23 protein-coding genes and 1 tRNA gene are annotated in these 23,079 nt (G+C 37.1%); 12 read left to right on the forward strand and 12 right to left on the reverse strand.

Annotated features, from left to right (window positions below; translation table 11 throughout):
- Nucleotides 1-324 precede the first annotated feature (324 nt).
- A complete protein-coding gene (locus tag ACNF42_RS02245; protein ID WP_443338475.1) occupies nucleotides 325-747 on the forward strand; it encodes a hypothetical protein in 423 nt (140 codons plus the stop codon).
- Between the two features lie 385 nt (nucleotides 748-1,132).
- On the opposite strand, the gene ACNF42_RS02250 is transcribed toward ACNF42_RS02245, so the two are convergent.
- A tRNA-Pro gene (locus tag ACNF42_RS02250) sits at nucleotides 1,133-1,205 on the reverse strand.
- Between the two features lie 28 nt (nucleotides 1,206-1,233).
- Entirely contained in the window at nucleotides 1,234-2,247 is a 1,014-nt protein-coding gene (locus ACNF42_RS02255; RefSeq protein ID WP_443338477.1) for a hypothetical protein, read from the reverse strand.
- Nucleotides 2,248-2,454: 207 nt separating this feature from the next.
- Here ACNF42_RS02255 and ACNF42_RS02260 point away from each other — a divergent pair, with 207 nt between their 5' ends.
- Together ACNF42_RS02260 and speB are read left to right on the forward strand one after the other, a co-directional pair.
- Nucleotides 2,455-2,838, forward strand: a complete 384-nt coding sequence (locus tag ACNF42_RS02260) for a translation initiation factor IF-5A (RefSeq protein WP_443338480.1) — start codon at nucleotides 2,455-2,457, stop codon at nucleotides 2,836-2,838.
- Nucleotides 2,802-3,707, forward strand: coding sequence for an agmatinase (gene speB, locus ACNF42_RS02265; protein ID WP_443338483.1), 906 nt, complete (start codon nucleotides 2,802-2,804; stop codon nucleotides 3,705-3,707). Before ACNF42_RS02260 ends, speB begins: the two co-directional genes overlap by 37 nt.
- Nucleotides 3,708-3,715: 8 nt before the next feature.
- On the opposite strand, the gene ACNF42_RS02270 is transcribed toward speB, so the two are convergent.
- Nucleotides 3,716-4,246, reverse strand: coding sequence for a 50S ribosomal protein L16 (locus ACNF42_RS02270; RefSeq protein ID WP_443338486.1), 531 nt, complete (start codon nucleotides 4,244-4,246; stop codon nucleotides 3,716-3,718).
- A gap of 179 nt (nucleotides 4,247-4,425) precedes the next feature.
- On the opposite strand from ACNF42_RS02270, the gene ACNF42_RS02275 reads away from it, so the two are divergent.
- Nucleotides 4,426-5,544: an MFS transporter gene (locus tag ACNF42_RS02275; protein ID WP_443338489.1), complete on the forward strand. Its 1,119-nt coding sequence runs from the start codon at nucleotides 4,426-4,428 to the stop codon at nucleotides 5,542-5,544.
- Here ACNF42_RS02275 and ACNF42_RS02280 read toward each other — a convergent pair.
- On the reverse strand, nucleotides 5,509-6,591 hold the full coding sequence (locus ACNF42_RS02280) for a hypothetical protein (protein WP_443338492.1): 1,083 nt from the start codon (nucleotides 6,589-6,591) through the stop codon (nucleotides 5,509-5,511). The genes ACNF42_RS02275 and ACNF42_RS02280 overlap by 36 nt on opposite strands.
- 267 nt (nucleotides 6,592-6,858) lie before the next feature.
- Here ACNF42_RS02280 and ACNF42_RS02285 point away from each other — a divergent pair, with 267 nt between their 5' ends.
- Nucleotides 6,859-7,488, forward strand: a complete 630-nt coding sequence (locus ACNF42_RS02285; RefSeq protein ID WP_443338495.1) for a hypothetical protein — start codon at nucleotides 6,859-6,861, stop codon at nucleotides 7,486-7,488.
- Here ACNF42_RS02285 and ACNF42_RS02290 read toward each other — a convergent pair.
- A complete protein-coding gene (locus ACNF42_RS02290) occupies nucleotides 7,476-8,189 on the reverse strand; it encodes an alanyl-tRNA editing protein (protein WP_443338499.1) in 714 nt (237 codons plus the stop codon). The two genes, ACNF42_RS02285 and ACNF42_RS02290, sit on opposite strands and share 13 nt — an antisense overlap.
- Nucleotides 8,190-8,322: 133 nt before the next feature.
- On the opposite strand from ACNF42_RS02290, the gene ACNF42_RS02295 reads away from it, so the two are divergent.
- Nucleotides 8,323-9,603 (forward strand): bifunctional folylpolyglutamate synthase/dihydrofolate synthase, encoded by a 1,281-nt coding sequence (locus ACNF42_RS02295; RefSeq protein WP_443338501.1) that lies wholly within the window; start codon nucleotides 8,323-8,325, stop codon nucleotides 9,601-9,603.
- An 87-nt stretch (nucleotides 9,604-9,690) separates the two neighbouring features.
- Nucleotides 9,691-10,926, forward strand: coding sequence for a Cdc6/Cdc18 family protein (locus ACNF42_RS02300; RefSeq protein ID WP_443338503.1), 1,236 nt, complete (start codon nucleotides 9,691-9,693; stop codon nucleotides 10,924-10,926).
- On the opposite strand, the gene ACNF42_RS02305 is transcribed toward ACNF42_RS02300, so the two are convergent.
- Nucleotides 10,919-11,617: a metal-dependent hydrolase gene (locus ACNF42_RS02305; protein ID WP_443338505.1), complete on the reverse strand. Its 699-nt coding sequence runs from the start codon at nucleotides 11,615-11,617 to the stop codon at nucleotides 10,919-10,921. The genes ACNF42_RS02300 and ACNF42_RS02305 overlap by 8 nt on opposite strands.
- 69 nt (nucleotides 11,618-11,686) lie before the next feature.
- Here ACNF42_RS02305 and ACNF42_RS02310 point away from each other — a divergent pair, with 69 nt between their 5' ends.
- The 3 genes from ACNF42_RS02310 to ACNF42_RS02320 all read left to right on the forward strand — a co-directional run bounded on the left by ACNF42_RS02310 (nucleotide 11,687) and on the right by ACNF42_RS02320 (nucleotide 14,134).
- Nucleotides 11,687-12,289 (forward strand): LysE family translocator, encoded by a 603-nt coding sequence (locus ACNF42_RS02310; protein WP_443338508.1) that lies wholly within the window; start codon nucleotides 11,687-11,689, stop codon nucleotides 12,287-12,289.
- Between the two features lie 90 nt (nucleotides 12,290-12,379).
- Complete coding sequence (gene pdxS / locus ACNF42_RS02315) at nucleotides 12,380-13,390, forward strand: pyridoxal 5'-phosphate synthase lyase subunit PdxS (RefSeq protein WP_443338511.1); 1,011 nt, start codon at nucleotides 12,380-12,382, stop codon at nucleotides 13,388-13,390.
- 12 nt (nucleotides 13,391-13,402) lie between these two features.
- A complete protein-coding gene (locus ACNF42_RS02320) occupies nucleotides 13,403-14,134 on the forward strand; it encodes a DUF92 domain-containing protein (RefSeq protein WP_443338514.1) in 732 nt (243 codons plus the stop codon).
- A gap of 69 nt (nucleotides 14,135-14,203) precedes the next feature.
- On the opposite strand, the gene ACNF42_RS02325 is transcribed toward ACNF42_RS02320, so the two are convergent.
- The 4 genes from ACNF42_RS02325 to ACNF42_RS02340 form a co-directional block, all read right to left on the reverse strand.
- A complete protein-coding gene (locus ACNF42_RS02325) occupies nucleotides 14,204-14,860 on the reverse strand; it encodes an enoyl-CoA hydratase/isomerase family protein (protein ID WP_443338516.1) in 657 nt (218 codons plus the stop codon).
- Nucleotides 14,853-16,544, reverse strand: a complete 1,692-nt coding sequence (locus ACNF42_RS02330) for a cytochrome b (RefSeq protein WP_443338519.1) — start codon at nucleotides 16,542-16,544, stop codon at nucleotides 14,853-14,855. The genes ACNF42_RS02325 and ACNF42_RS02330 overlap by 8 nt, the downstream gene beginning before the upstream one ends.
- A gap of 9 nt (nucleotides 16,545-16,553) precedes the next feature.
- Nucleotides 16,554-17,312: a Rieske 2Fe-2S domain-containing protein gene (locus tag ACNF42_RS02335; protein WP_443338522.1), complete on the reverse strand. Its 759-nt coding sequence runs from the start codon at nucleotides 17,310-17,312 to the stop codon at nucleotides 16,554-16,556.
- A gap of 245 nt (nucleotides 17,313-17,557) precedes the next feature.
- Nucleotides 17,558-18,751 carry a DNA recombination protein RmuC gene (locus ACNF42_RS02340; RefSeq protein ID WP_443338524.1) on the reverse strand — a complete coding sequence of 398 codons (1,194 nt, stop codon included), beginning with the start codon at nucleotides 18,749-18,751 and terminating at the stop codon, nucleotides 17,558-17,560.
- A gap of 64 nt (nucleotides 18,752-18,815) precedes the next feature.
- On the opposite strand from ACNF42_RS02340, the gene ACNF42_RS02345 reads away from it, so the two are divergent.
- Both ACNF42_RS02345 and ACNF42_RS02350 read left to right on the forward strand, forming a co-directional pair.
- A complete protein-coding gene (locus ACNF42_RS02345) occupies nucleotides 18,816-19,901 on the forward strand; it encodes a radical SAM protein (RefSeq protein ID WP_443338526.1) in 1,086 nt (361 codons plus the stop codon).
- A 94-nt stretch (nucleotides 19,902-19,995) separates the two neighbouring features.
- Complete coding sequence (locus tag ACNF42_RS02350) at nucleotides 19,996-21,213, forward strand: MFS transporter (protein WP_443338528.1); 1,218 nt, start codon at nucleotides 19,996-19,998, stop codon at nucleotides 21,211-21,213.
- On the opposite strand, the gene ACNF42_RS02355 is transcribed toward ACNF42_RS02350, so the two are convergent.
- Both ACNF42_RS02355 and ACNF42_RS02360 read right to left on the reverse strand, forming a co-directional pair.
- Entirely contained in the window at nucleotides 21,210-22,358 is a 1,149-nt protein-coding gene (locus tag ACNF42_RS02355) for an MFS transporter (RefSeq protein ID WP_443338531.1), read from the reverse strand. The genes ACNF42_RS02350 and ACNF42_RS02355 overlap by 4 nt on opposite strands.
- Complete coding sequence (locus ACNF42_RS02360) at nucleotides 22,355-23,077, reverse strand: asparagine synthase C-terminal domain-containing protein (protein WP_443338534.1); 723 nt, start codon at nucleotides 23,075-23,077, stop codon at nucleotides 22,355-22,357. The genes ACNF42_RS02355 and ACNF42_RS02360 overlap by 4 nt, the downstream gene beginning before the upstream one ends.
- Nucleotides 23,078-23,079 lie beyond the last annotated feature (2 nt).

Genomic DNA, 23,079 nt, shown 5'->3' on the forward strand with positions numbered 1-23,079 from the left:
ATCATCATCTAAACTAGCCTATTTTTGATAGTGTAGTGAGAATTTCTTGTTATTGCTTATGAATTTGAACTATACTTCATGTTAGCAAAAACAAACTTAAGGGCATTGTTCATTGATCAGGTCATATTTTCTGAAACCCATGTATTTTAAAGCAATAATTTAAGGTATATATTGAAATGCGAACTGATGGGGACTAAATTAACATTGAGAAGTATCCAGAATTTTTTGTGAGTTCCAGAGAGGTTATCCTCAAATTTAAAAAATTCAGTACGCAATCTGGGACAGACCGATAATTTTATCTTTTTACAATTCGTGTGATATTCAATGGCAGTTCGTGTTGAATTAGAATGGCTAAAATTTTCAAAGTGGAAAAATGTAATCGATACTGATGATTATGGCTTTCCCTGTGTATATGTAGTAGGCGATAAAGATGGGACTCCACTTTACATTGGTGCCACCACTCAAAAGTTAAGAAGGATAAATGGAAATTTATGGGAAGGAGGCCTAAGAGCACGTTATTTTCATGATTGGACGGTTTTAGATGCAAGCATGGAAGGTACTCACAGATCTGTTTATATTGCTAAAGTAAGAAAAAATCAGGCTTTCAAAATAGAGCATCAATTAATCTTTGAAAATAAACCGAAATATAATATAAAACAAAAAGAAAATCCCCCTAGAGTTGTATTTGAAATAATTCACCTAGGAAGACACCCAAAATTTAAACATAACACTTTGCGAGAAAAATGAAATAATTGCAAAGACAGTAATTGGTACTCCTCGTATCCATTCTCTATATATTATTGCACTTTATTCAGTTGAATACGCTATAATTTAATATTTCTGAACAATAGACGGCAAATGTAAGTTATGATCTTATCAATTAGAAATAAAGCCTAATTAACTCAGGCATTCGGAATAGATTATAAACGATTTAAGGCGATGGAAATCATACCATGTTAAGTTATAAGTCATTCCAACAGACCATTCATTCCACCATGACCTCACAAAACCTGAAAACTGATCCTTTATTCACTTTCATAACTACAAAGATCGTAGGATGTTGTGTCCAAAAAAGGTGAGTTTTATTAATTACTATTCAGGTTGAATGAAACAAAATTGACATATTTGATAATGGGTCTGCCCGGATTTGGACCGGGGTCTCCAACTCCCGAAGCTGGAAGGATACCAGGCTACCCCACAGACCCTTAACTGGGTAATGGCTTCTATCTAATTTTATTTTTGGTTAACTGCTTGAAAAGTCCTGAATTGAATCTCGTAGATTTTATCTTTTAAAACCAATATTGAAATTATGAATACCAGTAGTATTCCGGAATTAAAGTCTGTAGCAGGATTATCGTATATTCCCATATTTTGAAAAAGCAACCAGAATACGAAAAATGAAATCATTCCTATCATTTCTCCATAATTGTACTTAGAAATCAATAATAATAAAACTGATAGAACAATTAAGGTGAATAAAATATTTAAGTATTCAGTGTGATAGATTAATAAGGGCCATATGGACTCCATAATGCGGTAAATCCATGGAGATTCGCCTTGATTGAAAGTGTTATCATAGATGATTTGCGAGAAAATTCCATTATTCCAGTAAATATTTAGGGGAACCAACTGTAGAATAATAGATACTAACAAAATTATAACAATTGATATTCTGTAAAAACTTAAAAAATTCTCTTTTTTCTCCAAATTATGATTCAGAAATGGTAATGCTAAAATCATATATAGTAAAGCGGAACCAGGGAAACCGGTTAAAATGGAAACACCGGATTCTGGGATACTCCCAAAACCTTCTCCAAATATCCAAATAATTATGGCCCAAAATATGGAAATTGCAGAAACTAGCTTTAGCGCTCGTTTTGAACGATAAGTTAAGAAAGAGAAACCGATGAATATTTGAAGTGCGCCAGACAGAGCATCAAACTGTATAGGATGAATTGCCCAGGTATTATATCCCAAATACAAAAACTGCTCAATTTGCATATTTGGAATGGAGGTTATTGCTGGTTCTATGACGAATGTCAGAAAGCCGTAAGGCATTTGAGGTTGAAATTGAAGAATGCCATCCAAGATCCATAGGCCTCCAAGTATTAGATTTAGATTGTATGGCAATTGAGTAGCAATTGAGCCTTTGGAAGCTATTTTGTTGATTGCGAATGATAAGATTAATCCGAGTATAGTATACATTGCAGAATAGTAATAGAATGAGTATACTTCGTTCTTCGGCAAGCCATAATAGGATAAATCAAAATAAAAAATAAAGGATATTAAAACTGCCATCAGTATAAAAAATATGGATATCAAAAACAGGCCTAGATTTATTTTAACGATGACCACCTTTTCCAAATTGATTATATAGTAACTCTGTATATAAGAAAAGCATTTAACATTTATAGACAAAATTATAATATAAAAATAAATAGGGCGATGATGTAAATGAGTTGGCAAGAGGCAGAAGTCAGAGAGTTGAAAGTTGGAAGGTATATGCTAATTGATGATGCTCCATGCAAGATTATGGAGATAAATATGTCTAAGCCAGGGAAGCACGGTGAGGCAAAGGGCAGAATTGTGGCCATTGGGATTTTTGACAATCAAAAAAGGAGCGTTGTGTATCCTGTAAAACACAAGGTTAAGGTTCCAATAATAGAGAAGAAAAACGCACAGGTTCTAAGTGTTAGCAATAATGAGGCTCAGCTTATGGACAGCGAAACTTTCGAAACATTTGTAATGCCCCTCAGCCCTGAGGAAGTAGATAAAGTTAAAGCTGGAACAGAGGTATCCTATTGGGAAGCAATGGGAGTCAGAAAGATCATGCTATAGAACTTTCAGCCTATTGTTCGCTGAAAAGAATAGCAGATGCGAATTTCGATTACGAAGATTCCAGGTACGTCATTTTTGGAGTTCCCTTCGATTATACTTCATCCTTCAGGAGAGGATCCTCCAGGGGACCTATAGAGGTAAGAAGAGCATACGATAATCTGGAATCTTATGACGTTACATATGAGATAGATTTTACAGAGGTTCCTATATGTGACCTGGGAGATGTCTCTGTAAATGAAGATCCTGATGAAACTGTTGATTCGGTAGCAGAGGTAGTCAGAATAATAAGAGAAGATAAGAAAATTCCAATCATGATTGGGGGAGAGCATTCCATAACAGGAGGATCTATTCGAAATTTCAAAGGTCACAGTATGATCATAATTGATGCACATTCAGATTTTCGTTTTTCTTACATGGGGCATAAAAATAATCATGCATGTGCAACACGCAGGTCCTTGGAAGTTCTCGGTGAAGGAAAAATATTCTCCTTTGGAACAAGGTCCACATCAAGAGAAGAGTATGAGGACCCTGATTACAGGAAGGTGGAATTCATCAGATCTGAAATTATAAAGCAAGACGGTATTGAAAAAACCTTTGAAAAATATGAGAAAAAACTTGGTAAGGAAATATATTTTTCCATAGACATGGATGGAATTGACCCTGCATATGCACCCGGGGTTGGGACTCCTGAGCCTTACGGGTTAATGGATACTGATGTCAGATATCTTATCAGAAAAACTGCTAAAAATATAAATGGTTTTGACATTGTTGAATTCACACCAGACTTTGACAACGGGAACACATCAATGATTGCAGCAAAACTCATTCAGGATTTTATAGGCTCGAAAGAAACAGAGAAAATATTTTAAAAAATTGTTTAAATTCCTATTTTACCGGCGATTTCTTTTCCCTTGCTTATTTCTATATCGCAGGGAGTTGGAAGTTTTATGGAGGCTTTATGGAGCGCTTCTTTCATTTGTTTTGCTCCTTCCACAGTGACCCTCGCTAGTATTACAATATCCCCAGCGTGAACTCTTGCTGCGGTTCCAACAGGCCTTCCAAAGGCAGCTCTCATTCCACTGGAAATCCTATCCGCTCCAGCTCCTGTGGCCATCTTATGTTCCCTTATAACATGGTGCGGGTATGGTCTGATTTGGAAATAGAAATTCTCTATACCAAGTGATTCTGAAAGCTTTCTGTTAATTGAAATTCTTGCAGCTTCGAGAGCAGAATGCCTGACCTGACAGCTCTCTCTGGCAATCATTTTCATTTCAATTGGGAAATCCTTCTTTTGATTTCCGTGTGTAAAGGTCGTAATCTTAGGATATGGGACTCCTCCCATGAACTCTCTTCTTGTATATGCAGGACCTGTAATTTTTGTATACATTCTCGCTGGTTTCGTTACCATCGTAATCACATGGTGAATACTAAGGCATATAAAAACTCAACTACACGCCCTTGATTCGCCTATGGCAAATGAAGATAAAAACAACATAACAAAAAAGTTCCCGAGAAACAGCACACTTATTGATCCCAATTGAATATATGAAGTGATACTTTTAATACGTGGCAATAATCAGGCATCACTTGGCATTTTCCAGTAGGAACATAGAGAACATAGGATATCTTTCAATTTCAACGGTGTTTTTTTCCATCAGCTGGCTATGGCTAAGCTTTACCTTCCCATTGAAACTAGCAATTTTTGGACTTCCGTATAATGAAATCGGCCTGATTGGAACTCTCACTTCTTTTCCCTTTATAATAGTCTCATTTTCGTTCAGGTATCTTGGAAAGAGATTTATCAATATAGCCCTTAAAGTGCCATTTTTAATAATATCAGCCGCCTCTCTAATTTTAATTATCTTAAATGTAGATCTCCCATTTTACATATTGATTATAGCAGTTACTGGGTTTTTCCAGAGCATGTGGTGGATTTCTGTGGAAATAGAAACGGGTCTAATTGGGAAGGAAGGAAACGCAGAAAAATACTCAGCAGCCTGGTCAATCCCATCTGGACTTTTTCCCCTATTCTCAGGTGTTCTTCTTCAATACACTGGTTATAGATTCCTGTACGCTATTGTTGCAATTATTTCCATTATAGGTTTTTTTATACAACCCTTAGAAAAAATTGAAAGGAGGAGCAACAAGAGAAATCCATTGAGAAAGGTGTTTTTGCTTCCCATGACCTTCGTTGGGATTTTTCTTGGTTATTCAACATATGTTCTTGTTCCATATTTAAAAAATTCATCCTATTCCTATCTTGAAATAGGGATTTTACTTGCCATTTCTGGGGTTTCCTTCGCTTTCGGTTCTATCTTTGCTGGAAAGATTAAAAGACAAAATTACAAATTATTTTCAGTTTCTGCATCTCTTCTGGCCTCTTCTTTCTTACTTTTGCTTATAGATTTTAATGTTGTAATACTTTCCATGTGTCTATTCCTAGGTGGTTTTGGTGGAAGCTTAGGATTTTCAAAAATACTTGCCTACATAGGAGATTCTGAGGGTCCCCGGACAGGAGTATTTTACTACGAAACACTTTTTTCTGTAGGATATGTTACCGGATCCCTTGCTGGAGGGGCCCTTCTCAGTTATCTCGGATTAAAACTCAGTCTTTTAATATTTTTTCCGTCCCTCGCTTATGCGATTATATTTGCAATGAATGGGGGGAATTTAAAGCCTCCGACCACCCTTCATAACGTTGAATGAATTGAAATTAGTCTCCTTTCCTGTGAGAATTGCCTTGCACTTTTTACATGTCAGCGTACCATCTGAGTTGTAATAAAATTCTACAGAATCACAATAAAGACAGGTTCCTCTGATAAACAGGTCGTCGGCCATTTCCCTGGAATCCTTGCTTCGTGTTTCCAGAGAATTTTTATGGGCTTCTGAATTAAACACACTATTTCCTGAGCCTTCATCTTTTGTCTCGTTCGAATTATTATTTTCGATTTTTCCTTCAGATTGACTTTTTGATTTTTTGATTGAAGATTTATATGGGTATATAAGTGAAATGAACCCAAGAGTTAGGAAAGCAAATATGAATAAGTCGTATAATGGTACCGTTATTATTCTAAAATAATTAGGTATTATTTCACTTCCAAAAATTATGAAGACAGAAGCCATTCCCCGGACAAATCCGTATCGCTGTATGAATAGCATAACTGACAAAAATAGTAAAAATAAGATGGCAGCATAAATTAGAGTTACCTGATTCTGAATGAGAAATAGACCTGTACTTATTAGTGCAGGTACAATGGAAAATAGATAATATAATGTCTTATACCTATGCCCTCGAATTATGGCGCTCTTTAATTCAACGCCAATTTGAAGGTTTAATGCAATGAATGAAATTAAGGCAGAGAGAAGGATGATTATTGAAAAATATAGAGCACTCTCCTCGTAGTAAGTTGTGAGACCAAGAATTCCAAAAATATCAGTTATGTGTTTTACCGGTGGTGTAATTGATGAGATTGCACTTATCCACAAAAATATAAAAAAGAAAAGTTCTGATACATTTCCTTTATCTTCATTTGCATCCCTATTTTTATTTTCTCCTATGAAGTAAACCAAAAACATGATGAGGATAATTGTAAAAATAAGGCCGGATAAAACAACATTCCCATAAACACCATTTATACCCAGCGGGAAGTTGTATAATGCTTCGCGCCTTACAATACCTTTTCCCTCTATAATGAAATCCATAAGAGAAAGCAGAGCTATTATGATGGTTCCAGTTATCACTGAAATTACCATCAAAATATCTATCCTATTGATCAAATTCCTAACATTAGTGGAAATTTTGTGCACCCCTTTGAAATGTAAATCTACCTAAGCCGCGTAAAAATATTCTGTTCATATCAATAACTTGATTTAAATGGCTCAAAATTAAATCCCCGGGATTCATTATTCACTCTGAACATGTATATAAATAGATTAGTTAATTTTTTCCTTACTTTATCTCTAACATAGGGAAAACTTGATTTAACAACAAGTATTTTATTGGGTTAGTGATACTTTGATATGAGGCAGATCCCGGTAGTGGATAGGGATAAAACCCTGAAAAGAAGATTGAAAAAGTCATTCAATAAAGAGTTTACAAAGTTAGTGGTTCTTTTCATTGCCATTTTAGTAATAGGTATCACACTGTCCACAATAGCTTATAATTATAAGAGACTGGAATTAACTCAGGATCAGAGCGTGAATATACCCAGTACCGCGCTGGCCTCTGGACAAGATATAAATTCGTCCTCATTCGGATTTCTGTATGGGTATTTTACTCAAATTATCATTGAATCAAAATATTCCCAAATTCATTGGACGTTATATTCCAGGGGCACATACATTAATCTGAATGATCAGGAAGTGAAATATAATATAAACATCAGGAGTGGCAATACTAATTCAACCAATTATGAAATGTTTCTTAATGACAGTAATCTACAAATAATCCCATTTTCAACATATTACCTGAACGTAGTCAACAACAATAATAAAACTCAGAACGTAAGTGTTATAGTAAATGTTTTGTCTCCAAAAGACATAGAAATATATGGATTTCTTAACTATATTAGCATCCCAATGGTGATTTTTGGGATCATTGGACTGGCAATCGAAATTACCAGAAAATCCAATGCAATTTATTCCAAATAGACGTTTACTCTGCTTCCGACCTTCCCTTTTACCAGGTTTGTCTTGAGGCGTACCTTCCCAACTTCCTTTGTATCTTTCACAAGTGTTCCCATTTCTAACTGCTCCGGAAGTCCTTCCAATTTAACTATCCTCAATTGTGGAAGATCAGGGACCTTTGCCTTGGATATCTTCATGAGATCATCTCTTTTCATAAAGTCTTGCTTCGAAATATAATAGTATTCAGGCCTTTTTCCTTCAGCCAGATATTTATTTGTTTCTTCTTCTAATTCCCTTATTTTTTCCTCGGTTATATCACTGAATTCAAGGTCAATCCACGCATAATCCTCATATGTCTGGTTTATCCTGTGTGTTGCACCAAACTTTTGAAATGCCAAACCTGCCATTACCCTCATTGCAGTTCTGAATTTCATATGATTGTACCTTATGTCCCAATCAACAAATTCTAAGATCTCTTTACCTTTGCAATCCTGAGGATAAGTGTCATGGGAAATCAGATGGATACCATCCCCATCATCCCAGACGTCTACTATCTCGAAATCCTTTCCCTCTATGGTAATCTTCCCTTTATCATTTGGCTGACCGTAAGATGTTGGGAACAGGATACTATCGTCAACAATTATATCCGTAAATTCCACAAAAGTAACTTTTCCCTTCCCCTCTTTTTTATAGTGATCGTCCAGATAGCTATGTTTTGTTGCCATTTAGGGGATAATTGGAAATGAGATTTATCTTTTACTGTAACACCTTGGGAACATCGCCTGCTTATAGTTTATGCATAATAACTATTTTAGTGGAGTTTAAAAAATAAATATTCGATTAAACTTCCCTTCTTGCTTGAATACAGATATTTTAAACTTTATATATAATCTGAAGAGAGAAGGAATCAAATATGACCTCAACGTTATGAAGGACTTTGATCAATTTTTCGGATTTCCTCACATGGACTTTAAGTCTGTTCATATTACAGGGTCCAATGGCAAGGGCTCAGTAGCCAATATGATATTTAACGTATTAAGAAAGACAAGTTCCTGCGGTCTTTACACTTCACCCCATCTAGTTAGATTCAATGAAAGAATATTCGCACAGGACAGGGAAATAAGTGATAGCGAAATAGAACAATACCTGGAAATATATAAAAAATTTATAACCGGAAATATGAAACTCAATAGAAATCCGACCTTTTTTGAGGTAACTACAGAAATGGCATTTCAATATTTCAAGGACAGAAAAATGGATTGGGCCTCCATTGAAGTGGGTCTTGGAGGTAGATTAGATGCGACAAATATTATAACACCAAAAGTTTCCGTCATTACCAGAATTAGTTATGAGCATACTGATAAACTTGGGACAACACTAATGGAAATTGCAAGGGAAAAGGGTGGTATCATAAAAGAAAATGTCCCCATAATTACTGGTGAGACAAAGGAAGAACCTCTCAGAGAGATGAAAAAAATTGCTAAACTGAAAAATGCCAAATTCGTAGAGGCAAGTAAGTATGCATCCATAAAATCATTTCATCCTACGGAAATTGGCTCTGAAATTGAAATAAAAACTGAAAAAGATCTCTATCATATTAATTTGAGACTTGCAGGTTCATTTCAGGCGGAAAATGTGAGAACTGCCATAAGTGCAATCGAAAATCTCCCCGACCCGCCAGACAGGAGTACAATTGAAAAAGGCCTTGAAAATGCCAGATGGCCTGGACGGATGGAAATAATTGGAGAATCACCAAAGGTCATGATTGATTCGAGCCACAATCCTTCGGCTGCCCTTACTCTCGCGAACTCAATAAACGAAATATACAAAAAGAAACCACTTTTGGTTGTTGGAATGCTTTCCGATAAGGATCATTATTCCTATCTTCATAATATTTCAAAATGTGCAGATTCAATTGTTCTTACAACTCCCGTGGAGCCTAAGAGAAGCGTAAACCCTTATGATCTAAAACCCATTGCAGACGGCATTTTCAAAGAGGTTAAAGTCATTCCCGATCCCATGGAAGCTTACGAATATGCGATTCAAAAAAATGATTTCATCCTCATAACCGGATCCATGTATCTTATAGGTGAAATTTCTTCAAGACTTGGAATAGGTATGAAACCTTTTTGGGACTGAATCTATTTTGATCACTATGTTTGATCAATTTATTATTAAAAATGCTTTTTACCCTTTACAGATTACACAGACTTAACGGTGAAAAAGGTGAATCCATTTGACAAATATCAGTTTGAAACATTTACCCTGAAGGGTGATATTTCCATACTCAGCTCAACTCATGAACCAAATGAATTCCCTCACAGGGAAGAGCAAATTTCAAAAATGGCGGATTCTTTGAGCTCTCTCCTAATGGGTTTAAAATCGACTCATATGATATTGTACGGTAAAACGGGTACAGGTAAGACTTCTGTAACAAGATATGTAACAACCAAATTGGCGGAGAAAATACCAAACAAGGTAAATATTTGCTATATAAACTGCCAGAATTATGATTCGCCATACTCCATAATGGTAAATATAGCCCGATCTGTGCTGGGGCCAGAAAGGATACCACAGATGGGCTGGACTTTAGACCGGATCTACGAGGATTTGATCCAAGGTCTCAAGGAATGCAAAAGGGAACTCATAATAATACTGGATGAAGTTGATAAACTAGTTATGAAAAACGGAGGGGACTCTCTTTATCTATTATTAAAAATCACAGACGAAAGCCTCGGAATTTCAGGGAGTATAATCGGGATAACAAACGACACATCTTTCTATGAAAAACTGGACCCAAGAGTAAGAAGCAGGTTAAATAAGGAGTCTATTGTGTTTCCCCCATACAATTCTGAACAGTTAAGGGACATATTACTTCCAAGAGTAAAAGAAGTGCTTCCCGATGAATATTACGATGAATCAGCTGTTAATCTGTGTGCAGCCATTGGCGCACAGGAACATGGAGACGCCAGGAAGGCGATTGATTTGATGCGTGTAGCAATTGAACTGGCCATAAAGGATTCAGCAAAGAAGGTTACCAATGATTATGTATACAAGGCTAGGGATAACCTTGAGATAGACATTTTGAGAGAGACAATAAAGACTCTGCCAACCCACTCCAAAATTGTTCTCCTTTCTGTAATTCTTTGTAGTGAAGTTCATCCAAACTCTGCCACCACCGGTGAAGTTTCAACAATTTATAACAGACTCTGCAAGGAAGTTGGAATAACTCCCCTTACACAAAGGAGAATCAGTGATTATCTTAGCGATCTGGAGGATTTTGGGTTAATTTCTACAACTCTTAAGAGTTTGGGCAGGTACGGTAGGACAAGGCTCATAAGGATAACTGGTAGAGAAAATGACATGAAAAGGTATGCCCTGGAAGATAGTGATTTAAAAATTTTGGGTAATATTACCCAGATAAGGCAATCAAAGTTAGATGAAAAGATTAAGATTAATTAATATCTAATTGGAATTTTTCAGAAATTTTTGGTACAATGACCCTAGTTTTTGTTTCCTTTTCTACGAGGTTCTTGAAAATGTTTGGATCCTGGGATATAAGAGGGAAAGTGTTATAATGCATAGGAATTGCCACTTTCGGTTTGATCATTTTAACTGCCTCCGCTGCCTCATAAGCTGACATCGTGTAATGCCCGCCAATTGGTAAAAGAGCCACATCCGGTTTATAATAGCTTCCTATTAATTCCATATCCTTGAAAAGACCAGTATCACCAGCGTGGTAAACTGTAAGATCACCAAAATTAATTACCATACCCCCTGGATTGCCTGCATACTTACCTTCATAGCTCGATGAGTGAAGAGCTGGAACGGCGGATATCTTTATCCCGTCTATTTGAACACTTCCACTGAAATTGATATCGTGAACTGTTAGACTGTTGTCCTTTTCAGAAAGCAACCATGCCAGTTCAACCATTGTAACTATTGGAGCTTTGCTGTTCTTGGCAATGAAAAGCGCATCACCAACGTGATCTGAGTGCCCGTGTGTGACAACCACTACATCAGCCTTAATATCCTCCTTCTTAATTTTTGCAGAAGTATTTCCCTCAATAAATGGGTCTATTACTACATTTTTACCCTTTTTAATTTCAAAGCAGGCGTGTCCTTGCCATATCATCTCGACATTTTTTACCATAATGGAATAATTAACAATAGTACTAAAAGTTTGTAACATTTTAATTATTACTTTTATATGTGAGGGTCATTGTTAACTGCCTTTGATATCCTATTCGGAGCTTTTCTTGGAATTTCCATGGCTGCACCACCCGGTCCAGTAATGGCCATGATGTTTGCCCGATCAAAAGTGAGTGTAAAATCTGGATTTCTAGTGGCTATGGGAGCGATGACAGCTGATATAACCCTGATGCTAATTGTCCTGTTTTTTAGGTCCGTAATTGATCTTAAAAAATTTGAATCACCAATTTTCCTTTTAGGGGGGCTATATTTTGTCTATTTAGGTTTCAAAATGTTGAGAGTCCTTAATAAAGGAGGGAGTCTAATGGAAGATTCATCAGTTGAAGTTAAGGGAAATTATTATAAAGGGCTTTCGACAGGATTGGTTAATCCCATGCAGATCAGCTGGTGGTTAACTGCTGGACTCAGTGTAATGGAAGGATTCGGTGTCTCTCCCTTCTATTTTTTCTACGCAGGTATAGTTATTTACACATACTCCATATGTTATATAATCAACAGATCATTTCTTAAATTTGGACAAAAATTTTCCCTTGTGATTGACACCATGAGTACAATAATCCTTTTAGGTTTTGGAATTTACTTTATATTTCAATTTGCTATAATCACTGGATAATTATAATTTTTATATATATATTACATTTCCAATGTTAGTTTCTATGCAATAAAGCTTTAATATATTGTTCCAATAGCATAATGACTATATATGGCTCTTAATATTTCAGATTTAAGGTTTGGGGACGAATTACTTAAGACAGGATTTGCTAAGATGACGAAAGGTGGCGTGATAATGGACGTCACGAATGGAGAGCAGGCAAGAATTGCCGAGACCTCAGGAGCCGTTGCTGTAATGGCCTTAGAAAAGGTTCCGGCCGATATACGAGCTCAGGGTGGCGTGGCCCGGATGGCTGATCCCGCCAAAATTAGAGAAATAATAGATTCTGTTACAATCCCGGTAATGGCAAAGGTAAGAATAGGTCATATAACAGAGGCACTCACCCTTGAGGCAGTAGGTGTAGATATGCTTGATGAAAGTGAAGTCCTGACGCCCGCTGACCCCTATTTTCACATAAATAAAAAACAGCTAAAAATACCGACGGTATGCGGGGCCAGAAATCTTCCTGAGGCCATAAGAAGAATATTTGAAGGAGCTGCGATGATAAGAACAAAGGGAGAGGCTGGAACTGGGAATATAATAGAGGCCGTGAAGCACATAAGAACTGTATCAGAGGGAATTAAAATGATTAAAACTATGAGCAACAGCGATCTGTCAAAGGTGGCAAATGCTATTTCCGATTCCTATATGACACTTAAGAGAGAAACCATAGTCGGACTAACACAGAAGGAAACATCTCCGGAGACAACTGATGTGTTCTTTGGAACAGACCTGTCAAAGATAAATGATGAAATATTGTCAATACTCAAAGATGTGAAGAGGATGGGAAGACTGCCTGTTGTAAACTTTGCAGCAGGTGGTGTTGCGACACCGGCAGATGCGGCACTCATGATGAAGATGGGAATGGATGGAGTCTTCGTAGGTAGTGGAATATTTAAATCACCAGATCCAATAAGAATGGCAAAGGCAATTGTAGATGCCGTGGAGAACTATGAGGATTACAGACTTATAGGAAATGTCTCAATTGGCCTTCCGTCCATGGATGGCAAAAACATAGAGGATATTCCGAAGGAACAGAGACTTGCTGAAAGAGGAATATAGACTAGATCTTAAATGCTTTATGTTTTTTCATATACCTACATTTTTACAGTTGCTATAGTTCTTCTTTTACTTTTTATTCTTTCTCAGTTATTACACATGTTTGATTTTAAGGGAGCGTTGGCCGCAATAGGAATGGGGGCCATAGTTTCCTTTCTTGGCTATATAACATGGTTACTTTTGTTGATTGTTTTTGCCATTTCCTCCCACCTTGTGACGAAATACAGATTCGATTATAAGAAGAGCCATAAATATCAGGAAGGTGAAAGAGGAGAGAGAAAGATAAGCAATGTAATTTATGCAGGATCTATAGGCATTGTAATAGCCATAGCCAATTTTGTTTCCCCATTCAAATTTCCTTACTTTTTACTTTTTGCTGCTGCGTTCGCTGCCATAACCGCAGATACCTTTGGCTCTGAGATTGGGACTTTAGACTCAAAGACATACATGATTACAACCCTGAAAAGAACAACCACTGGAATTAATGGTGGAATCTCACTACTTGGAGAACTTGCGGCCCTAACTGGATCTCTTATAATAGCAATATGTTACTCACTTATGTCTGTAAATAGAATAATAGTTTATGATTTGATCTCTATAACGATTGCCGGATTTCTGAGCTGCCAGATAGACTCTATTCTTGGAGCTGTTTTTGAAAACAAAGGAAAGCTGAGCAAAGGCCAGGTAAATTTTATTGCTTCCCTTTCTTCTGTGCTTATTGCACTGCCATTCTTTTTGGTCATTTAATAAAAGAAAGGGCAAAATGGATTCATTTCTAAAATTGTAATTAAATGGAGAAAAATGATGTTAAAAAATTCAACGCTTTGACATAGATTTCATCAGGAAATACTCTCTTTCAAGAGATATGGCATTTCGCATATTTTTAAAACGGTTTTTACGGATCAAAGGCAGGGATGAATTTGTATGACTAATTATAAAACTTGAGGATTCTTCAAGAAAATTCTCGGAATTAAGAATTTCGTCGCAGTTAAAACCTTCCTTTGGACCTCCTGGCTTAAAAAATGGATATTTCGTTGCACTAAGGGAAAAACCCATCACAGGTTCAAAAGATTCATTTATTATGAACTCTGCGTCCGGTCTGGCTAATATAACATCTGATAGGAGTGCGAATTCAACTCCCACATTTGTGGCCTTACCGTTTACAAGAGCAAATATTGGCTTTTCTATGGATGTCAGGAAAGATACTGTAGCAGATGTCAGGTCCAGATAGTCCCTTGTATTTTCAAGTTCAATATCTCTAATCCCATTTAGAAAGTTCTTATCCGTTCCCGTTATTGCAAGTGCGTTTACTTTGTCGTCAGTAATTGCCAGCGTCATAACCTTAAGAAATTCGTTAAAAAAGTTAAGGGTGACCATACCCTCCTCATTGGAGAGTATGACAACGACTCCAATCCCGTCCTCTTGCCAGAAGCTTATCTCCTTATATCCAACCACTTTTGGAGCTTTACTCATTGTAATATACCAACCTATAGACACGTAATCCTATACCAAATATTATAAGTAACGCTCCTAACCCAATACCGAATGCTGCTTCCTGTTCCATATTCAATGGATTCACTTGTATCATGAGCCATAGGATTTCGGCAGAAATGATAAAGAGAACAGATATAATTGCCTGGGCTGCCCTTATACTTATACTCAGACCCTTAACCTCTTTAGGCTGCATCATTGCTAGATGAGTGTACTCCGAAGATTTAACAGTTCCAAAGGCTGCAAAGGCAGTTGCTACACCATATGCGCCTAGATTTAAGGCATTGGTGGAGTTAACCCCTTGAATTACACTACCGATCTGCATGGCAAATTCAAACACAGCAAGAGATAGCAGTATCAGAAATATTATAAAGGACGCAGTTAACTTGTTTAAGGATGGTTTGAAAGCACCTCTTTTGTAGAGCCTGTTGAGCATATAGAAGAAACCCATAACAAGAATAAACGGAGGCACGAGAACGATCATTACGTCAGTTGTTCCTATTGGGATACCTGGTGCTAAAATTCCCCATGTTGAGAGCAGGACCAGATATATTATGGCCAGAACTCCAAAGGCAGTGAAAAAGGGCCTTGATAGTGGGTGTAGATTGTTAGATCTGTCAATAAATGGAACCAACAGGAAATATATCAATGGTATTCCACCGAATACAACTGAAGCCATTAGGGCCGAATAGGCACCAAAAGCATTGAACATTTTAAAGTCAACTGCCTTATAGACAAATAGCAAAAACCACGGTGGATAAGGTGGTACAAATGCTGCCTCTGGTGATGATGGAGATACCTGCGGGAATGGATCAAATATTGGAGGTATTGCCATGTGGATTACCCTCATTGCGTCTATCATACTTGGGAGCAGGACGAGTATACCGAAAGTAAATGCCGCCAGTTGAATCATAAAAAGCATGTTGTATGGGTACCATGGTTTGTGTTCTGGTTTTGATTTTTCAACTGCGGGGGCAGTATAGTTTACCTTCCTCTGGCTTGGCATCATACCGTTGGCTTCTGCTAAGTAGAAATGGAAACCAAAGAGTGCTCCGACGAGAGCAGCCAGTATTATATGGAAACCCAGCATTCTTATAAATAAGGAAGTGTCGGTTCCATTACCGAAAACGATCGCCTCGGACATCTTTCCAAGTATTGGTACTGATAGAGCTATACCTCGCCCAACATCTGTGGCATCTGCAGAAAGTACATCTCCAGTCATTGAATATCCAAAATACCCTACACCAATAGTGAGAGCAAGCAAAATAACTCCAGTAACCCACTGTAATTCTCTTGGCCTCTTATATGCCCCATTGAAATAGTTCCTGAACATATGAAGATATATCAGGACTATCATTGCATAAGCTCCATAAAGATGAGTTGTCAGTATCAATTCACCATATGGAACATCCCGGAGAATATACTCAGTGGAGCTATAAGCACTTGCAGGATCGTAATAGAGTAAAAGAATTAGCCCCGTTACTACCTGATAAACAAACGCCATAGATATTAAAGCCCCTGTCCAGTACCAGAAACCTCCCTTCTTTCGCATATAGTCTGGAACTGTCGTTAGGGGTAGTTCACCTATTTTTAGAGGGTCCTCACCAAGTATATTTTTTATACTAATTGTCTTCTTAACGTTATCAATGGTCTCTTTTAAGCTCAACTTTTCACCTCAGCTGGAACTCATTTTAAACACTGTTGCTTTCTTCAGATTAGAAATTGCATTACCACCCGTTAGATCCGATGGATGCCCAAAAACTACTGGCCCAATCAATTTTTTGGCATAAAGATAATCAGTGACTGGATCCCACTTCAGTATAACATTTGGCAATGGTCTATAAGTTGGGTGTGTAACTATACCAGCGCCCATGAATGGATTATATGTGCTACCGTGACAGTTGCAGTGGATCACTCCATGATCCAGGTCTCCATTAGTATTCTGGGCCGTTATGGCCGCCTGCACATTTGCTGGTAAAGCGCTGTACTCTGATTTTGGATAGTAATGAATTACCGGTGGGATACAGCCCAAATGCTGGCATATTGCACTGAATGATACTATATTTGAATCCTTACCCACACCGCCCGGTGAGGGAAAAGTTGTACCGGTAGCATCAATTGTTACTGTTACCGGTTCTACCTTTGTACTGAACTTTATAATGAAATTCGGCTCATCAGACAACGGGTAGTAATATATCCAAATAAGGGGACTTTCCACTGGAAAATCTTCTGATTTTAAAGGAACCGGTGCTGTGTTACCTGAATTAGGGTTTACCCAGTAAAGTTGAGTTTCAGGAAAGCTCGTCAAACCTACAGATGGAGTCACAAGATTTTGCACTACGCCTTTTCCAAGACCACCTGCTGCAACCACTGCAGAAAGACCGACGAGAACCTTGAGAAAACCTCTTCTTGATGGATCTTGTTCTCCTGTCATCTATGTGATATAGAATTAATGTTTAAAATTGTTTTCTATTTGATTTCAAAAATCAGATGATACTCCGTCAAAATATGGTATGATCAAATATGTAGAAGAATATTACAATATCCTGATTTTAAACTATCTGTCACGTGCATGAAAGGACAAAAATAGGTTTTTTCCCTGAACTCCTTTAGAAGAAAAGAGGAGATACTACTGAATTTATCAATAATTAACTGTAATAAGGCAATTTATCCCTTAGATTAGGAATTCTCCCTCAATGTTTCGACCTCATCAAGCGTCTTCATATCGGCGTTAATCTGTTTCATTCCTCCAAGATACTCCAGCTTTCTTATGGAAGGTATAACCCTGGAATCAAATGTAGATATCATCCCGTTATAACTTTTCATAACATTATCAATACTCTTTCCCAGATTTCCGATTTTATCTGTCAGTATTTTCAATCTTTCATGTAATTCTTTAGCCAGTGTCAAAATGTTCTCACTGTTTTCCATGATAGTCCTCTCCTGCCATCCTAAACTCACAATTCTGAGAAGACCTATAAGAGTCATTGGAGTTGAAATTATTACATTCTGAGATACCCCATATTCAAAAAGATTTGGGTCGCCCGCAAGAGCGGCTGATATCATAGATTCTTCAGGTAGAAATAATACAACAAAATCAGCGGAACCTGATAGTTTATTCATGTATTTCTTGCTTCCGAGATTCCTTATATGATCCCTTATATCATCTGCATATTCCTTGATCAATTTTTTAGATGCTTCATCATTATCGGTTTCCATATATTCAAGGTATTTCTTATAGGGTGCCTTTGAATCAATTATAATTTCCCTATTCCCGGGTAAATGAACAACCATATCTGGTCGCGCATCGTTTGAAATGATTACCTGTTCCTCGAAATCGATCCTTGACCTTAATCCGGTCAGTTCAACTATGCGCCTTAAAGTTAATTCCCCCCACCTACCTCTGTTCACAGAATTTCTTAGAATATTGTTTAAATGCTGTGTTTCATCTGAGACCTTTTGATTTGTTGCGGCCATTTCCTTTAGAATATCCCTTATGCTTGTAGCATCTTCTATCCTTAATTTTTCAATCTCCTCAACCTTTTTCTGAAATTGTGAAATAGATTCCGTTAGGGGTTTTATGACGGAATTAATTTCCGCCTGTTTTTTCTCCAGAATGGTTTCAGTAGAAGAAGACACATTTTGAGCCAGCAGTTTGGATATATTCTCGTTTTCCATTCCAGTCTCTTTGATGATTTCCAGTGCAATGCTTTTTATAGATTTCACATTTCTTCTGTTTGATATCTCAAAGATCTTGTGTGACGCAATATAAACCAACGGTATAAATATGACAGCACCAAGTATGAAGCCATAAGTGAAACTGCTCAGCACCATTGGTATGCCATGTGTCTGACCAATAAAGATTTTTCCCATATTAACTCTGATTTCCTGACATGTAAGCTTGTATGATTATCTTATTACTGTGGATCGGAAAACCATGGCATATATACCTCAGCTCTTCTTCATTGAGATGACAAGAGCATGTGAATATTCCTGTACACATTGCAGAGCCAGCTCAATTGATATCCCAGATTCCAATGACCTCAAATTTGAGGAGATAAAGAATATCATCGAACAGATTCAAGAAATTAATAATAAATGTGTCATTATATTGACAGGTGGGGACCCCATTTTGAGTCCCCACTTCATTTCCGTTATAAAATACCTGAACATGAAGAGAATCAGGTACTCAGTAAGTCCCCCTGCCAGTCCATTGCTAAATTTTGAACTTCTTGATTTCCTTAATGAAAATGGAATGGGTTCATTATCCATGTCCATAGATGGTACCCCTGCTGTCCATGATTCCATTAGAAGAAAAAAGGGGTCTTTTCAAGATACAACTACAATAATTCGAATGGCAAAAGATCTTGGTATAAATGTTCAGGTAAATTCAACAGTTATGTTGCGTAACTTTCTTGATTTTCCATCTATCTTAAAGACCCTTCTTGATCTTAATGTGAACGTGTGGGAAATATTCTTTCTTATAAATGTTGGTAGAGGTATCTCTGAAAAACCCATTAATGGAGAGCAATTTGAAGATTTTCTGAGGTTTTTGTACGGTGTGGAATCAAATACAAACATTAATATTAGAACTGTTGAAGGCCCTGAGTACAGAAGAGTAAGGGCACAGTTATATGATAAAGACGTCATTACAGGGGGAAAATACTTCGATCAAATGTCATCAATTACTCAGAAACTTACAGGAATTGAAATTAGAGGAAAAAATAAAACACCGGAAAATGGTAAAAGGATAAGGACAATGTTTGTATCTTCTGATGGAAATGTCATGATCTCCGGATTATTTCCCTACATTCTTGGAAACGTCAGAAATGATAAATTAAAGGAAATAATTGAAAATCCAATCCTCACTAAACTTTCAGAACAAAAAAATTATATTGGCAAGTGCAGAGATTGCGAATATTTTGAAATTTGTGGAGGATCCAGAGCAAGGGCCTATTTAAATACTAGTGATCCTTTGGAAAGTGACCCAATTTGCCTGTATAATCCCATCAAAATTCTTTAAATAAAGATACCTTACTTTAAGATTGAGTATATTAAAATGAATGAACCTTTGGTTTCCATTATATCCTCGGTTGATATGCTGATTCGGGTGAATATTGGAAGGCAGTTCCACACTTGGTCTTATGAAGAGAAAGGGAATAATTGTTGTTTCCCTCAATCAGTTCATCAGGGTTTTGGCTAGGTCCCAAATGTGGATTTTTTTGCCACTCTACCTGCTTGAAAAGAGAGGCATACCCTACATTACAATTGGTATAGTTATTTTCTTAATGGCTATTATATCATTGCCGCTAACTCTTGTATCTGGCGTTTTAATAGATAAGAAAGGTGCCAGAAAGGTAATATCCTACAGCAATTTTTTCTTGACCATATTACTGTTCCTGTTGACCATAAGCGTCTTTTTATCATTTTCGGTGTATATCATATATTTACTTCTAATAGCCAGTGAACCACTTATGAACATTATTGGTGCATCGGATAATGTCCTCATTTCAAATTCAACGTCATTCAGAGAGAGGGACTCTGCATTCAGCATTGTGAGAATTTTTCAAAACTTAGGATTCTCCATAGGTCCATCCATAGGAGGATTCATAGCTGGAGTGGGCTTCGGATACATATTTCTCATTACGGCAATCTCATCTATTTTTGAACTATCAATATATGTTAGGTATCTTCCCAGAGATAGCAATAAATACATCTCTAATGAAAATGCAACAAGTAGTGATCTATTTAATGCATTCAGATACAGGCCATTCTTCATAGCGTCTATTCTTATTTCGCTGTTCTACCTGATTTTGGGACAGTGGGGTACCACCCTGAGTCTTTTCTGGAAGATGGCTGATGGAATGACAAATTTTCAGATCGGTTTACTCTATTCAGTAAATGGTATAGTTGTGACCTTAGGACAGATTCCAATGAACAGACTGGTAAAATCCAGGAGTGAAATAGTGAAATTGAATCTTGGGTATCTATTATACTTGGGTGCTTTTTCCCTTCTCTCCTTCTTTAACGGGTTCTCTTTTCTGATCCTTGACACCATAATAATTACTCTGGGAGAGAATCTGATGTCCCCGTCCATAAATACAATTATCAGCAGAATTTCGCCTCCGGGAAAAAGAGGACAGTATTTCACATCATTTCAGGTTCTCACTGGTCTGATTTATCCAATTGCGCCTGTTATAGGGACAATATTTCTAACTATTTACTCCAAAGACTTAAGAATGATGTGGATTCCCTTCATGGTTATAGGTTCTCTATTCTTCATTATTTTTGTACCCCTCTGGAACAAGATAAGGCTTGCAGAACACACAAATTAGGATAAATTCCGTATTGTCTTAATTCCAAAGACATAAAAAATAAGACTGATTCCTCCCAGAATTATCCAGGAAATATAATGATTGGAAGCGAAAATATAGCCGAAAATAAAAGTTATAACTGATCCAACCGCTATCTGTATTGCATTCATTATTGATATTCCAAGTGGCACAAATCTTTGTTCCATTTCCAATTTGACCACATAGGAATATTCCAGTGAGAAGAGGATAACACTCAATGTTCCTCCCATAATAGACGTATAAAACAGATAGAGAGCAATTCCTGAGGCCTGAAAGGCAATTGACATTGATACCACCAAAAGCAATACTGGCAAAATCAGAGATGGCTTTCTCAATGAAATTTTTTTGAAGATTATTAATCCTAGTATGCCTGCAAAGAGTGTTAAACTTCCGATTAGACCTGCAGTGGATGATGAAAAATTCAGAATCCCTGCGAATGGCTTCTCATATTCTTCAAAGGTAAAATTAAGGCCCCAGTAACCTGCCAGTGACAGAGAAAGGAATATAAGTGGCTTTGAAGTAAGCCTTCCCTTTACATTTTTTATTAGATCGGACCTGTAATCTGCCAATGGTGATGAGGGTATAAAAATAAAGGCGAGTATTGTGAATACTAGTGTCACTATTCCTCCCCATAATAGGAGTAGCTGCCAATTTACATATATGACTCCAACAGAATATGAGATTACACCTACACCTCCACCCACTGAAAAAGCCGTATTGAAAGCGGCTATATTTCTGGAATAATTCGTCCTATCAAGATCATTTAATACACCGATTCCTGACGAGAAGAAAAACGCAGAACCTAAACCCACGAAAAATCTTGAAATCAGGAACACAAGAAAATCGGGGGAAAATATGGACAAAATGACAGAAACTGACATTATAACCATGCCAGTAAGAGCTGTATTCCTGGAACCAATTCTTGCCGCAACAATTCCTGAAGGGACCTGAAATATCGCGGTTCCTATTAGAAATGAGGAAAGTATGAGACCGGTCAATGAACCGGATACTCCATAGAAATCCGTAATTCTGAATAGAAGTGGTGAAACGTTATACCAGTTCATTGAGTAGAGAGCACGAAGTATAAGCATCAGTACTAAACTTCCACCCATGCCCAGTTTCTTCAAATTTTAGTGACACCTCTCATCTCACGCACCACCTTCATGATGCCTGACCCATATTGAGCAGCCTTTTTTGGTCTATTGTAAATTCTTTCAGGAATTCCTACCTTTTCGCATGCTTTCCTTATTATTAATTTGTTCCTCTCCTTGTTCATGTGCATTTCCGGTGGCAAATTAGCGAAAAATGACTCTATTTCCACGTTCATGTATGGCATTATGGGTATCTTTCCAAACTTATCTGAAATTTTGTTTTCTCTTGGGATTGTTCTTTTTTTCAGGGTTTCCATACTAAGTTTGTTGGTTTGCTCCCTTCCGTCACGAAATTTTGAATAACCATAAAAAATTTCATCTGCTCCCTGACCTGTGACTATGTTACTTTCTTCAATGTTCTTGCACCCAATATAAAATGGAATTTCAAAGGAAAGTTCCATTGTTGAAACCGTTGGATCTAATTTCTCTATCTCTCTTGAAGCATCAATTATATCCTCCTTGGATACGTTCAGTTCCCTTAATTCTATGTTGAAAAATGAAGAAATATATCTTGACTCCTTGAGATCAATAGATTCGTTATATGAAATGGTATAGGGATGAACCTTTTCACCAAATATGGCAAGTATCAATGAACTATCCACACCACCTGAAAGCATCAATGCAGATTCGCCTATTTTTTTAGACTCAGCCCTGAGAATTTCTATCAGTTTATCTGGGAGATCTGTATATTCCACGT

Origin of the sequence: Cuniculiplasma thermophilum (genome assembly GCF_052315355.1) — an archaeon.
In the GTDB taxonomy this organism is placed as follows: Archaea; Thermoplasmatota; Thermoplasmata; order Thermoplasmatales; family Thermoplasmataceae; genus Cuniculiplasma.